The sequence below is a fragment of the Streptomyces sp. NPDC104309 genome (genome assembly GCF_055584025.1).
In genome coordinates this window covers 315,758-329,864 of sequence record NZ_JBVJMV010000006.1, presented here as the reverse complement: position 1 = coordinate 329,864, position 14,107 = coordinate 315,758, and the positions used below count along the sequence as shown (strand labels likewise).

Annotated in this window: 9 protein-coding genes; 4 read left to right on the top strand and 5 right to left on the bottom strand. The window is 67.9% G+C overall.

Going from position 1 to position 14,107, the window contains the following annotated elements:
• Window positions 1–16: 16 nt before the first annotated feature.
• Both ACZ68L_RS11950 and ACZ68L_RS11945 read right to left on the bottom strand, forming a co-directional pair.
• On the bottom strand, window positions 17–1,546 hold the full coding sequence (locus ACZ68L_RS11950; protein ID WP_469576320.1) for a helix-turn-helix domain-containing protein: 1,530 nt from the start codon (window positions 1,544–1,546) through the stop codon (window positions 17–19).
• Between the two features lie 203 nt (window positions 1,547–1,749).
• Window positions 1,750–2,373 carry an RraA family protein gene (locus ACZ68L_RS11945; RefSeq protein WP_469576318.1) on the bottom strand — a complete coding sequence of 208 codons (624 nt, stop codon included), beginning with the start codon at window positions 2,371–2,373 and terminating at the stop codon, window positions 1,750–1,752.
• A gap of 478 nt (window positions 2,374–2,851) precedes the next feature.
• Here ACZ68L_RS11945 and ACZ68L_RS11940 point away from each other — a divergent pair, with 478 nt between their 5' ends.
• On the top strand, window positions 2,852–3,574 hold the full coding sequence (locus ACZ68L_RS11940; protein ID WP_469576316.1) for a dienelactone hydrolase family protein: 723 nt from the start codon (window positions 2,852–2,854) through the stop codon (window positions 3,572–3,574).
• 343 nt (window positions 3,575–3,917) lie between these two features.
• On the opposite strand, the gene ACZ68L_RS11935 is transcribed toward ACZ68L_RS11940, so the two are convergent.
• Complete coding sequence (locus ACZ68L_RS11935) at window positions 3,918–4,073, bottom strand: nuclear transport factor 2-like protein (protein WP_469576314.1); 156 nt, start codon at window positions 4,071–4,073, stop codon at window positions 3,918–3,920.
• 421 nt (window positions 4,074–4,494) lie between these two features.
• Here ACZ68L_RS11935 and acnA point away from each other — a divergent pair, with 421 nt between their 5' ends.
• On the top strand, window positions 4,495–7,209 hold the full coding sequence (gene acnA / locus ACZ68L_RS11930; RefSeq protein WP_469576312.1) for an aconitate hydratase AcnA: 2,715 nt from the start codon (window positions 4,495–4,497) through the stop codon (window positions 7,207–7,209).
• Window positions 7,210–7,212: 3 nt separating this feature from the next.
• Here the strand turns inward: acnA and ACZ68L_RS11925 are convergent, their stop codons facing one another.
• Complete coding sequence (locus tag ACZ68L_RS11925; protein ID WP_469576310.1) at window positions 7,213–7,383, bottom strand: hypothetical protein; 171 nt, start codon at window positions 7,381–7,383, stop codon at window positions 7,213–7,215.
• A gap of 158 nt (window positions 7,384–7,541) precedes the next feature.
• On the opposite strand from ACZ68L_RS11925, the gene ACZ68L_RS11920 reads away from it, so the two are divergent.
• On the top strand, window positions 7,542–8,186 hold the full coding sequence (locus ACZ68L_RS11920) for a histidine phosphatase family protein (RefSeq protein WP_469576308.1): 645 nt from the start codon (window positions 7,542–7,544) through the stop codon (window positions 8,184–8,186).
• A gap of 111 nt (window positions 8,187–8,297) precedes the next feature.
• Here ACZ68L_RS11920 and ACZ68L_RS11915 read toward each other — a convergent pair whose 3' ends face one another.
• Complete coding sequence (locus ACZ68L_RS11915) at window positions 8,298–12,143, bottom strand: GH92 family glycosyl hydrolase (RefSeq protein WP_469576306.1); 3,846 nt, start codon at window positions 12,141–12,143, stop codon at window positions 8,298–8,300.
• A gap of 501 nt (window positions 12,144–12,644) precedes the next feature.
• Here ACZ68L_RS11915 and ngcE point away from each other — a divergent pair.
• Window positions 12,645–14,093, top strand: a complete 1,449-nt coding sequence (gene ngcE / locus ACZ68L_RS11910) for an N-acetylglucosamine/diacetylchitobiose ABC transporter substrate-binding protein (RefSeq protein WP_469576304.1) — start codon at window positions 12,645–12,647, stop codon at window positions 14,091–14,093.
• The last annotated feature ends 14 nt before the right edge of the window (window positions 14,094–14,107 follow it).

The following is a 14,107-nucleotide window of genomic DNA, read 5'->3' as shown; positions in this document are numbered from 1 at the left end:
CGGCGGCCTTTGCCGGTCAGATGTCCCGGAAGATCTCGATCTGCGCGCCCACGGAGTTGAGGCGCTCTGCGAGCTCCTCGTAACCGCGGTTGATCACATACACATTGCGCAGTACGGACGTGCCCTCCGCCGCCATCATGGCGAGCAGCACCACCACGGCGGGCCGCAGTGCGGGCGGGCACATCATCTCGGCGGCGCGCCACCGGGTCGGGCCCTCGACCAACACCCGGTGCGGGTCCAGGAGTTGCAGCCTGCCACCCAGGCGGTTCAGGTCAGTGAGGTAGATGGCCCGGTTGTCGTAGACCCAGTCATGGATGAGGGTCTGGCCCTGGGCCGAGGCGGCGATGGCCGCGAAGAAGGGCACGTTGTCGATGTTGAGCCCGGGGAACGGCATGGGGTGGATCTTGTCGATCGGCGCCTCCAGCTTGGAGGGCCGGACCGTGAGGTCGACCAGCCGGGTACGGCCGTTGTCGGCGGTGTACTCCGTCGTGCGGTCGCAGTCGACACCCATTTCCTCCAGCACCGCGAGCTCGATCTCCAGGAACTCGATCGGTACCCGGCGGATCGTCAGCTGGGACTCCGTCACCACGGCGGCGGCCAGCAGGCTCATCGCCTCGACCGGGTCCTCGGAGGGGGAGTAGTCGACGTCCACGTCTATGTGCGGGGAGCCGTGCACGGTCAGGGTGGTGGTGCCGATGCCGTCGACGCGTATGCCCAGCGCCTCCAGGAAGAAGCACAGGTCCTGGACCATGTAGTTGGAGGATGCGTTGCGGATGACGGTCGTGCCGTCGTGCCGGGCGGCGGCCAGCAGTGCGTTCTCGGTCACGGTGTCCCCGCGCTCGGTCAGCACGATGGGACGGTCGGGGGTGACCGAGTGGTCTATCTGGGCGTGGTAAAGCCCCTCGGTCGCGGCGATCTCCAGGCCGAACCGGCGCAGCGCGATCATGTGCGGCTCGATGGTCCGCGTACCGAGGTCGCAGCCGCCCGCGTACGGGAGCTTGAACGAGTCCATCCGGTGCAGCAGCGGGCCGAGGAACATGATGATGGAACGGGTCCGGCGGGCGGCGTCCGCGTCGATGGCGGACAGGTCGAGCCGGGCGGGCGGAACGATCTCCAGATCGGTCCCGTCGTTGATCCACCGGGTCCGCACGCCGATGGAGTTCAGCACCTCCAGGAGGCGGTAGACCTCCTCGATACGGGCCACCCGGCGCAACACCGTGCGGCCCTTGTTGAGCAGTGTGGCGCAGAGCAGGGCCACGCACGCGTTCTTGCTCGTCTTGACGTCGATGGAACCCGAGAGCCGGCGACCGCCGACCACTCGCAGGTGCATGGGCCCGGCGTAGCCGAGCGACACGATCTCGCTGTCGAGTGCCTCACCGATGCGCGCGATCATCTCAAGGCTGATGTTCTGGTTGCCGCGCTCGATGCGGTTCACGGCGCTCTGGCTGGTGGCGAGCGCCTCGGCGAGCTGACTCTGTGTCCAGCCCCGGTGCTGACGGGCGTCACGTATGAGCTTGCCGATGCGTACGAGGTAATCGTCTGACATGGCGAAAGGTTATCTCAGATATGAGATGAGACCTGTGGTGGGGTGTGGCATTCGGGTGACGGCAGGGCGTGGAGGCACGGAAGTTGCGCGGCCGGTCGCGTGTGAAGAGTGCGGCGACCGGCGCACCGTGCGTTCCATGGTTCACCCGGACATGCGTGACGGCGAACGGTGTACGTCCGTCCGGGGAATGGAAGGCGAGGGAGTCAGTCCTCGAAGCCGCCTTCGGCCAGGATCCTGTCGATACGGGCGCGATGCGCCTTCTCCCAGTCGTCGAGGGATTCACCGGCTTCCTTCGCCGACTTCTGCCGGGCATCGAGGAGTACCTGCGCCCGGCGGGCGCGGGGGGTGACCACGACGCCCTCCTCGTCGGCCACCACGATGTCGCCGGCGTCGATGTCCACACCGCCGCACCGCACCGGACCGTTGAGCGGCCCGACGGCCTTCTTGACTCCGGGGATGGGGACGACTCCCCTGGCGAAGACGGGAAAGCCCATGTCGCGCACCTCGGCGAGGTCACGGATCACCCCGTCGGTCACGAACGCCGCGATCCCCCGCCGCTGCGCGACGGCGCAGACGTTTCCTCCGGCGAGTGCGTAGCCCACGTCCCCCGCTTCGACGACGACGACCGAGCCGGGCTCCGCGCGGTGGATGGCCGCGTGAAGCATCAGGTTGTCGCCCGGGGGGCACCGCACGGTGAACGCCGGGCCGGCGACGCGCGGCATCGAGGGCCACAGCGGGCGGATGCCGAGGTCCATGACCTGTTCTCGCCCGAGGAGATCGGCGAGGGTGGTCGGAGAGATGTCCTTGAACTCGATGCCGTCGTTCATGTTCCTCCTTCGTCCGGCCACCCGTCCCGCTCCGCGCGCCGATACGTTCACCGCAGGACCGGACGGGTGGAGTGCGGCGGCGAGACTACCGAACGGCGGGGCGCGCCCGGCCCACCACGGAGGCTCATGGCGGCGGCATCGTCGCAGTTGTACCCGGCACGGGCCAAACGGTCCCTGAGCGGGCTCCGCTTCCTACGTCCCGGCATGCGCCACACCGTGACCGTACAGGCGCGAAGCCCTTGACCACACGGCCTTGGCCCTTGGGCGAGTGACTGCGTGGCATCCGGCCACAGAGCCTCCGCAAAAACCCGTTTGGCGGAACACGGCGACCACTGCTATTTTCCCGGAGGCCGTGCGAAAGAACGAGGAGGTGGTACCCGTGAACGCAGTATCGACATGGGTGCTCCCCTCCGGGGTCACGGTCGGGCGATAGGTCGTCCGGGAGCGCCGTTCAAGAGCACTCCCGAAAGGCACGACCATGCAATTCACTTCCGAACAGCGCCTCGACGACGGCGTCCTCGAACGCGAATTCACCCTCGGCGAGATCCCCGGCACCCTGTGGACGCCCGGATCCGCCGCACCGGCCCCGCTGATCCTGATGGCCCACAACAACGGCCTGCCCAAGGGGGAAGCCCGGCTGGTGGCCCGGGCCCGGCAATCCGCGGCGTACGGCTACGCGGTGGCCACCATCGACGCCACCGGGTGCGGTGACCGGCCCCGTTCCGCCGCCGACGAGCAGGCCCGCGCCGACCTCCGCCGGGCGATGCAGGCCGGCGAGCCGGTCGATGAGATCTTCGAGTCCTTCATCGGCCCGCTGGTCGAAAAGGCGGTCCCGGAATGGCGGACCACCCTGGACGCCCTCCTTTCGCTGCCCGAGATCGGCGGCCCGGTCGGGTACTCGGGGTGGACCGCCGTCGGCATTCGGCTGGCGGTCCTCGAGCCACGCATCGCGGCCGCCGGATTCTTCGCCGGAGGTTACGTGCCCCGCGCCCAGCGCGAGGAGGCCCGGCAGGTCACCATCCCGCTGCTGTTCCTGCTGCAGTGGGACGACGAAGGGAACCCCCGCCAGCGGGCCCTGGACCTGTTCGACGCCTTCGGCACCAAGGAGAAGACGATGCACGCCAATCTGGGCGGGCACGTCGGCACCCCGTGGTTCGAGGTGGAGGACGGGGACCGGTTCTTCGGCCGGCACCTGAAGTGAGGCCGGGCCGCCAGGCCGGCCGCAGCCGGTAGGCGCTGTCGGCCGGGACGCCGCTCATCGAGGACGGGCCCCCGCCCTCCTCGATGGCGGCGGCCGGCGGATGCACAACCGCCCCGATCGCGGCGGTACCGGCCATCGGCGGTACCAGCCGGTCGGGGCGGCGCCAGGGCGTGGACACTCCTGTCTCAACGAAGTTGGTCGTTCGCGCCCGCGCTGACCTGCGTGGACCGGATTGGGTGAGACGCAGGGACCCGGTTCGTCGAGAGAGATCTCGGGGTCGGGGCCGGAATGGGCTGAGTGCTGTCCCGGCTCAAGTTGGGTTACCGCTGTACTGGTCTGGCCTTCATGCTCTGGCGCCGGCGACTCCCAAGCCGTCCATGTAGTCGCGGACTCGCGTGATCAGTCCGTTGCGGACGTGGAGTATCAAGAGACCGGGGACGGTGAACTTGGTGGCCTTGGTCGTCGGTGTTCCCACCACGACATGCTCGGCGATGATCACTTCCGGATCGGCGGTCTCGTAGGCCGCGATCCCAGCACCAGCCCGGGAAGCGTAAGACGACTCGACGCACGGCCCCGTCTCTCCACCCCGGCCGGTACAGCCATCCAGCACCCCAGCGCACTCAGTCGCGCGACCGGGTTCGCTGAGACAGAGGCCCGAACTACTCGGTTCGTTGAGAAAACGATTCGATGGAGTGAGACGGGACAGCCCCGCCCGCGCATGACCGTTCGGCAGTGATGTACTAGAGTTATCTCGACATCGAGATATATGCCGAAGGCGCACCGCAGTCCGCCGCTCGGTAAGGGTTACCTAACTAAGCCTTACTTTAGCGGATGGTCGAGGGGCCGTAGGCGGCACCACGCGGCGCCCGCCGTAATGAGGCGCGGCGCGGAGTACGCGCACATTGATGAAGGAGACTGTCGTGTCGGCGAACAGCTTCGACGCCCGCAGCACGCTGCGCGTGGGCGACGAGTCGTACGAGATCTTCAGGCTGGACAAGGTCGAGGGCTCCGCGCGCCTCCCTTACAGCCTGAAGGTGCTGCTGGAGAACCTGCTCCGCACCGAGGACGGCGCGAACATCACCGCCGACCACATCCGGGCGCTCGGCGGCTGGGACTCCCAGGCACAGCCCAGCCAGGAGATCCAGTTCACCCCGGCCCGCGTGATCATGCAGGACTTCACCGGCGTGCCGTGCGTCGTGGACCTCGCCACCATGCGTGAGGCCGTCAAGGAGCTGGGCGGCGACCCGGCCAAGATCAACCCACTCGCCCCGGCCGAGCTGGTCATCGACCACTCGGTCATCGCCGACAAGTTCGGCACCAACGACGCGTTCGCGCAGAACGTCGAGCTGGAGTACGGCCGTAACAAGGAGCGCTACCAGTTCCTGCGCTGGGGCCAGACAGCCTTCGACGAGTTCAAGGTCGTCCCCCCGGGCACCGGCATCGTCCACCAGGTCAACATCGAGCACCTGGCCCGTACGGTCATGGTCCGGAACGGCCAGGCGTACCCCGACACCCTCGTCGGCACCGACTCGCACACCACCATGGTCAACGGCCTCGGCGTGCTGGGCTGGGGCGTCGGCGGCATCGAGGCCGAGGCCGCGATGCTCGGCCAGCCGGTCTCCATGCTCATCCCGCGCGTCGTCGGCTTCAAGCTGACCGGCGAGCTCCCGGCCGGCACCACCGCCACCGACCTCGTGCTGACCATCACCGAGATGCTCCGCAAGCACGGTGTCGTCGGCAAGTTCGTCGAGTTCTACGGCGAGGGCGTCGCCGCCACCTCCCTCGCGAACCGCGCCACCATCGGCAACATGTCGCCGGAGTTCGGCTCCACCGCGGCGATCTTCCCGATCGACGGCGAGACCCTGAACTACCTGAAGCTGACCGGCCGCAGCGAGCAGCAGGTCGCGCTCGTCGAGGCGTACGCCAAGGAGCAGGGCCTCTGGCTGGACCCGGCCGCCGAGCCGGACTTCTCCGAGAAGCTGGAGCTGGACCTGTCGACGGTCGTTCCGTCGATCGCCGGTCCGAAGCGCCCGCAGGACCGCATCATCCTCGCGAACGCCAAGCAGCAGTTCGCCCAGGACGTGCGCAACTACGTCTCCGACGACGAGGAATCGGGCAAGGAGTCCTTCCCGGCCTCCGACGCCCCGGCCTCCACCAACGGCGTCCCGTCGCGTCCGACCACGGTCACGGCCCCCGACGGCACGTCGTACGAGATCGACCACGGCGCCGTCACCGTCGCCGCGATCACCTCCTGCACCAACACCTCGAACCCGTACGTCATGGTCGCCGCGGCGCTCGTGGCGAAGAAGGCGGTCGAGAAGGGCCTGACCCGCAAGCCGTGGGTCAAGACCACCCTCGCCCCGGGCTCGAAGGTCGTCACCGACTACTTCGACAAGGCGGGCCTGACCCCGTACCTCGACAAGGTCGGCTTCAACCTCGTCGGCTACGGCTGCACCACCTGCATCGGCAACTCCGGCCCGCTGCCGGAGGAGGTCTCCAAGGCGGTCAACGAGCACGACCTGGCCGTGACCTCGGTGCTCTCCGGCAACCGCAACTTCGAGGGCCGGATCAACCCCGACGTCAAGATGAACTACCTGGCGTCCCCGCCGCTGGTCGTCGCGTACGCCCTCGCCGGTTCGATGAAGGTGGACATCACCAAGGACGCCCTGGGCATCGACCAGGACGGCAAGCCGGTCTACCTCGCCGACATCTGGCCGTCCGAGGCCGAGGTGAACGACGTCGTCGCCAACGCCATCGGCGAGGACATGTTCAACAAGTCCTACCAGGACGTCTTCGCGGGCGACGCCCAGTGGCAGGCGCTGGCCATCCCGACCGGCAACACCTTCGAGTGGGACCCGCAGTCCACCTACGTGCGCAAGCCCCCGTACTTCGAGGGCATGACGATGGAGACGACCCCGGTCGAGGACATCACCGGCGCCCGGGTGCTCGCCAAGCTCGGCGACTCGGTCACCACCGACCACATCTCCCCGGCCGGCGCGATCAAGGCCGACACCCCGGCCGGCAAGTACCTCACGGAGCACGGCGTCGAGCGCCGCGACTTCAACTCCTACGGCTCGCGCCGCGGCAACCACGAGGTCATGATTCGCGGCACCTTCGCGAACATCCGCCTGCGCAACCAGATCGCCCCGGGCACCGAGGGTGGCTTCACCCGCGACTTCACCCAGGACGGCGCGCCGGTGTCGTTCATCTACGACGCCTCGCAGAACTACCAGGCCGCGGGCACCCCGCTGGCCATCCTGGCGGGCAAGGAGTACGGCTCCGGCTCGTCCCGCGACTGGGCTGCCAAGGGCACCGCGCTCCTCGGCGTCAAGGCCGTCATCGCCGAGTCCTACGAGCGCATCCACCGCTCGAACCTCATCGGCATGGGCGTCCTCCCGCTCCAGTTCCCGGAGGGCGCGACCGCCGAGTCCCTCGGCCTGACCGGCGAGGAGACCTTCTCCTTCACCGGCGTGACCGAGCTGAACAACGGCACCACGCCGCGCACGGTGAAGGTCTCCACCGACACCGGTGTGGAGTTCGACGCGGTCGTCCGCATCGACACCCCCGGTGAGGCGGACTACTACCGCAACGGCGGCATCATGCAGTACGTGCTCCGCAACCTGATCCGCAAGTAGGCGTCAGGCAGTCAGCGGGGCCGAAGGGCCGCACTCCGGGTATCCCGGGGTGCGGCCCTTCGCCTTGTGTGCGGGGCAGCTGTCGCTCCACCGCTCGACGCTCGGCGCGCAGGCCGCCCAGGCCGGTGCCAGGAAGGGCAGGACCGGGCCGTCGGTCTGCTCGGTGCCGCGCACGGGGACGAAGCCGGGGACGCTGTCGGCGAGGGGACACGGGGCCGCCGTACCCGGAAACGACGTATCGGCCGCTCCGTGCCGGGCGCGCGGAATGCGATCGTGGACCAGGCGGTTTGCCAGTCACGCAGCACGAACAGCACAGAGAGCGGATGACACCCATGGGCGAGTTGATCCTGATCCGGCACGGCGAGACCGAGTGGTCGCGGTCCGGGCAGCACACGAGCCACACCGATCTGCCCCTGACCCCTCTCGGTGAACGGCAGGCCCGCGCGCTGGCCCCGCTGCTCGCCGACCGGCGGATCGCGCTCACCCTGGTCAGCCCCGCGGTACGCGCCCGGCGCACCGCGGAGCTCGCCGGGCTCGTCGCACCCCGTGTCACCCCCGAACTGCGCGAATGGGACTACGGCGGCTACGAAGGGGTGACCACCGAAGAGATCCGCCGCACCCGCCCCGACTGGAATCTGTGGACGGACGGGGTCGCTCCCGGCCCCGAGGCGCACCCCGGCGAGACACCCGCGGAGGTCGGTGCCCGAGCCGACCGGGTGCTGGCCGACGTCGCGGAGGCGGCGAACCGCGACCCGGACGGGGACATCGCGCTCGTCGCCCACTCCCACTTCCTGCGCGTACTCACCGCCCGCTACCTCGGCCTGACCCCGGCCGAGGGCACGCTCTTCCAGCTCGCCACGGGAGCGGTCTCGCGGCTCGGCACCGAGCACGGCAATCCGGTGATCACGGCGTGGAATGTGACATGGCCCGAGAGCCTGTTGCCCCGGGCCGTTCCGGACGCCCCGGAGCGGGACTGACCGAACGGCGGGCTCCGCCGCTGCACACATCACCGGCCGCCCGGCACGCGAACGGCCGGTGCCCCGGAGCGAGACACCGGCCGACGGCGGGGCCCGGAGCGGGCCGGGGGATCAGGAGAGCAACTCCACCTCCGCGAGGCTCCCTTCACCCGCGAACACCAGGCGGTAGTGCGCGTACGAGCCCGGAGCACGCACCGAGAACACCCTTGTCTGCCTGTCCCAGGCGAACGACTGGGACGACCGCTTGTCGAGGTCCTTCCACGTCGTGCCGTCCGACGAGCCCTGGAGGCCCCAGCCGGTCGGGGCCTTGGCCGCCGCGCTCGAAGTCAGCGTGTACTGGGCCGCGTTCGTGGCCGAGGGCACCGGCAGGTCCACCGAGCCGACCGTCGCCGAGGTGGCCGAGGTGTCGTCGAACAGGGCGCCCGCGCCCTTCAGCACGTCCGCCTTCGGCGTCGCCACGTTGTCGTCCGTGGTGATCGAGACCGGTGCGGCGTCCTTGCCCGTGCCCCACGACGAAGGCTTCGCACCCATGTCGAAGTCCAGGACGCCGCCCTTGGCCAGCAGGTCGTGCGGCAGTGAAGTCGACGTCCACTTCTTGCCGTTGACCCTCAGGCCCTGCACGTAGATGTTCTTCGCGCTGTTCTTCGGAGCCCTGACGACCAGATCGCGGCCGTTCTCCAGGTGGACGGTGGCCTTCGTGAAGAGCGGCGAGCCGATCGCGTACTCGCCGCTGCCCATCACGAGCGGATAGAAGCCGAGCGAGGAGAAGAGGTACCAGGCCGACTGCTCGCCGTTGTCCTCGTCACCGTGGTAGCCCTGCCCGATCTCGCTGCCCGTGTAGAGGCGGCCCAGTACCTCACGGATCTTCTCCTGGGCCTTCCAGGGCTGCGAGGCCGCGTCGTACATGTAGGTCACATGGTGTGCGACCTGGTTGCTGTGGCCGTACTGCCCCATCCGTACGTCACGCGCCTCCGTCATCTCGTGGATGACACCGCCGTACGAGCCGACGAACTCGGGGCCCGCCGTCTCCGGAGTGGTGAAGTAGGTGTCGAGCTTCTTCGCCAGGCCGGCGCGCCCGCCGTAGAGGTTCGCCAGGCCCCGGCTGTCCTGCGGGGCCGTGAAGGCGTAGCCCCAGCCGTTCGTCTCCGTGTAGTCGTAGCCCCAGACCCGAGGGTCGTAGGTGTCCGCCGGGAGCCGCCAGTCGCCCTTGGCGTCCTTGCCCTGGAAGAAGCCCACCTTGCTGTCGAAGAGACCGACGTAGTTGCGGGCGCGGTTCAGGAAGTACTCGGACTCCTCCTTGTACCGCTCCTTCTTCGTCTTCTTGTAGAGCGCCCGGCCCATCTGCGCGATGCCGTAGTCGTTGAGGTAGCCCTCCAGCGACCAGGACAGACCCTCGTGCGTGGAGGTGTCGGCGTAGCCGACGAACGGGGACGTCCGCATGCCCTTGCGGCCGACGCCCGAGGACGGCGGGACTACGGTGGCGTTCTTCAGCGCCGCCTCGTACGCCGCCTCGGCGTCGAACTTCACGCCCTTGACGTAGGCGTCCGCGAACGCGACGTCCGAGGAGGTGCCGGTCATCAGGTCGGAGTAGCCGGGGGACGACCAGCGGGAGATCCAGCCGCCGTCCTTGTACTGCTGGACGAAACCGTCCACCATCTCGCCGGCCTTGTCCGGCGTGAGGAGGGAGTACGCGGGCCACGTCGTGCGGTAGGTGTCCCAGAAGCCGTTGTTGACGTACACCTTGCCGTCGACGATCTTCGCGCCCGTGTGGGTCGGGGTGTCGGAGCCGACCTGCGGGGAGAAGGGGCTGGCGTACTTGTCCTTGCCGTCGACCTGCTCGAAGCCCGAGTTCGGGTACAGGTAGAGCCGGTACAGGCTGGAGTAGAGGGTGGTCAGCTGGTCGGCCGTGGCGCCCTCGACCTCCACCTTGCCCAGGATGTCGTCCCAGGCCCGCTGCGCCCGGTCCTCGACCCGTTCGAAGGAGCGGGAGGCGGGGATCTCGGCGGCGAGGTTCCGCTTCGCCTGGTCGACGCTGATCAGCGAGGTCGCCAGGCGCAGCTCGACCGTGCGGTCCTTGCCGGCGTCGAAGCGGAGGTAGCCCGTGACGTCGTCGCCCCCGCCACCGGACAGCTTGCCGCTCGCGGTGACCGGCGCGTCGAAGACGCCGTGGACGAAGAGGCGGGTGGCGCCGGTCGAGCCGCCGCTTTTCACATCGGAGAAGCCGGTGAAGGAACTGGTCCCCGGGTCGAGGGTGAGCCCGCCGTCGTTGGAGACGTTGTCGAAGACGACGCTCGCGTCGTCACCCGGGAAGGTGAAGCGCATCCGGGCCGCGTGGTCGGACGGTGTCATCTCGGCCTTGAGGCCGTTGTCGAATGTCACACCGTAGTAGTGCGGCTTCGCCGTCTCGTTCTCGTGGTGGAACGGCAGCGCACGCGCCTTGCGGGAGGCGTCCGGGGTGCCGGAGACCGCCGACGGCATCAGCTGGAAGGTCTGCCGGTCGCCCATCCACGGACTCGGCTCATGGCTGGCGCTGAAGGCCTGGAGGGTGGGCAGGTTGTCGTCGTTGTTGCCGCGCGCGTAGTCGTAGAGCCAACTGGTCGATCCGGCGTTGGTGACCGGCGTCCAGAAGTTGAAGCCGTTCGGGACGGCGGTGGCGGGGAAGTTGTTGCCGCGCGAGAAACCACCGCTGGAGTTGGTGCCGCGGACCGTCGACGCGTAGTCGGAGAGGTGCGGGCGGCGCTTCTCGGGCGCCTTCGGGGCGATCTTGATGTCGTCGATCCAGCCCTGGAACTTCGACGGGCCCTTGGGGGAGTCGTACGCCACCAGAATCCGGTCCACGGTCCTGCCCGCGGCGACCGTCCCGATAGCCGAGTCGACCTTGTTCCACTGGTTGACGTAGAGCCGCTTCGCATCGGCCTGGCCCTGCGGGGTCAGCAGGCCGCCGTTGCTGTCGGTGGCCCGCAGGTCGCTCAGGTACGTGCCGTCCGTGAACGCCAGGTCCACCGAGACATGCGTCGCCGGATAGGAGAGATCCGTCTCGCCCATCTGGGGATAGACCAGATAGGAGAGTGAGGTGTCACGGGTGACAGTCGTGTTGACATCGAAGATCTTGTTGTACGAGTAGGCCCGGCCGTCCGCCTTGTGCGTGCCGGCGTACCGCAGGGCCTTCCTGCCGGTGAAGCCCGCACCCGACTTGGCGGTGGGGGAGCCGGACGGGCCGCGGTCGATCTGGCTGCGCATCGATTCCGGCGCCGGGGCCGAGGTGTCGCCGTCGGAGAACTGGACGTCGGCGAGCTGGGTCGCGTCGGAGGCGCCGTTGTTCTTCGTGATCCGCAGACGGAAGTGCTGGTAGGCCGCGTCCGATGTGACATCGTACGACTTCGTCTGGAACCGCTCGGTGAAGCTCTGACCGGTCCGGGAGTCGAGGTCCTTCCAGTCCTTGCCGTCCGTGGAGCCCTGCAGGGTCCAGTCCTTCGGGTCGCGCTCGTCGTGATCGTTGGCCGAGGTCAGCGCGTAGGTCACGACCTTGACCGGTTCGACGAGATCGAACTCGACCCAGCCGGTGGGTGCGAAGGTCAGCCACTTGGTGCCGGACTCCCCGTCGATCAGGTTCTCCTTCACCTCCCCGCCGCCGGTGTTCTCGTCACTGGCACGGACGTCTGTCACCTTGTCGGTGACATTGCCCGGAATTCCAGTGGAGAATCCGCCGTCGACACCCGATGACCGCTTCTTTCCGTCAAGGCCTTCTTCGACAGTGTTGCGCCAGTCCGGTTGCTTTTCGTCCGCTTCGAAGGACGAGCTGAATGTCCGTTCCCCCAAGGCGCTTTGGCGCCTTTCGCCCGTCCCGGCCGACTGTGCGGCGGCCGCGGTGGGGGCTGTCACGACCAGAACCAGTGAAGCCGCGACCAGTGCGGCCGTACGGCTTTGTCTCCTGCGAGAACCATGTCGGGGCTGCATGCGGAGCCATTCCTCCCGAGTAAGTGCACTAGGACAACGTTGTCAGGGAGATGCGCAAGGTCCAGTAGGGAGCCAAGAGGCGTGGTGTGTCAAGGGTGTTGGGCGTGAACCGCCAGTCGAATCGACCGTAATGCGGAAATCGTTGCACCCGGACCGGGGTGCACGGGGCTCAGGTATCCGCGAGGTCTCAACTCGGGAAAGACTGCTGCTCAACCTTGCATTCGATCTTGCTCAGTCGACCGCAAGTGGACTATACCTGTCGGCGTCTGCACAGCCGTTTTCGGTGCCGCGGACACGGGGGACACGGGGGAACGGTCACGGAGGGCACAACAAGTGCATCCGCTGCCCGATCTCCCGAAGCCCCCCACTGCATATGGCTAGCCTGAAATCAGCACTACCCAAGCGCAACTGACCGCGGTGGCGGGGCCCTTCGCCTGAGGCGAATATCGACGGGCGACCGGTACACACCGCCTGAGTCCTGGAGAAGGCGAGGACTTGAGCATGGGATCCACCTCCGCCCACAAGAATGAGGGCCTCGGCCGTCGCGATGTGATCAAGCGATCTGCCGCACTCGGCCTGCTCACCGTTCCGACGATGGGTTTCCTGTCGTCGTGCGCGAGCAGCGACGGCGGCGGCGACAAGAAGGTCGAGAAGGGCAAGATCAGCAAGACGAACCCGCTCGGCGTCAACGAGACGGCCCCTCTTGAGGTGGTCATCTTCGACGGTGGCTTCGGTCAGCAGTACGCGATCGACGCGGAGAAGAAGTACAACGCGGCGTTCCCGAAGGCCCCGAAGGTCAAGCACGTCGCGACCCAGAAGATCCAGTCGCAGCTGCAGCCGCGTTTCAACGGCGGCACCCCGCCGGACCTGATCGACAACTCCGGTGCCGAGCAGATGGACATGGGTGTCCTGGTCGGCAAGAAGCAACTGGCGGACCTGACGCCGCTGATGGACGCTCCGTCCATCGACGACCCGGCCAAGAAGGTCCGCGACACGCTGCGCCCGGGTGTCCTGGAGATGGGTCAGTTCGACGGCGACCCGGTCTGGATCATGTACTACGCGTACACCGTGTACGGCGTCTGGTACTCGCAGACCGCGCTCGACAACCTCGACGCGCAGTACCCCGAGAACTGGGACGACATGCTCGCCCTCTGCGCGAAGGCGAAGAAGAAGGGCATCGCCGGCTGGACGTACGCCGGTAAGTACCCGTACTACCTGCCGTTCTCGCTCTACCCGTTCATCGCCAAGATCGGTGGCCGGGAGGTTCTCGACAAGATCGACAACCTGGAGCCGAACGCCTGGAAGGACCCCGCGGTCAAGGCGGCGTTCGAGGCGTACTACGAGCTGTACCAGAAGGGGTACATCCTCAAGGGCACCCCGGGCCTGACCCATATCCAGTCGCAGACCGAGTGGACCAAGGGCAAGGCGCTCTTCATCCCGAACGGTTCGTGGGTGGAGAACGAGGCGGCGCCGACCACGCCCAAGGACTTCAAGATGATGGTCGCGCCGCCGTCCAGCCTGGACTCGTCCGACAAGATGCCGTTCGGCACCATCTGGGCCTCCGGCGGCGAGCCCTTCGTCGTCCCGGCCAACGCGAAGAACCCCGAGGGCGGCATGGAGCAGCTGCGCATCATGCTCTCCGAGGAGTCCTCGAAGAACTTCACCAAGCAGGTCAAGTCGCTCAGCGCCTTCAACGGCGGAACCGACGGTCTGACCCTGTCGACCGCCATGCAGTCCGGTGTCGACTCGCTGAAGAAGGCCGGCGACAACGTGGTGAACCCGCGTCTGCAGGACTGGTACGTGAAGCTCCAGAAGGAGCAGATCGGTGTCGCCGGTATCGGCGAGATGATGGCCGGCCGCGCGACCCCTGCGGAAGCCATCAAGAAGATCCAGGCCTTCGCCGACGCGGCGGCCAAGGACCAGTCCATCAAGCACTACAAGCACCAGTGAGCAACCGTCACCAG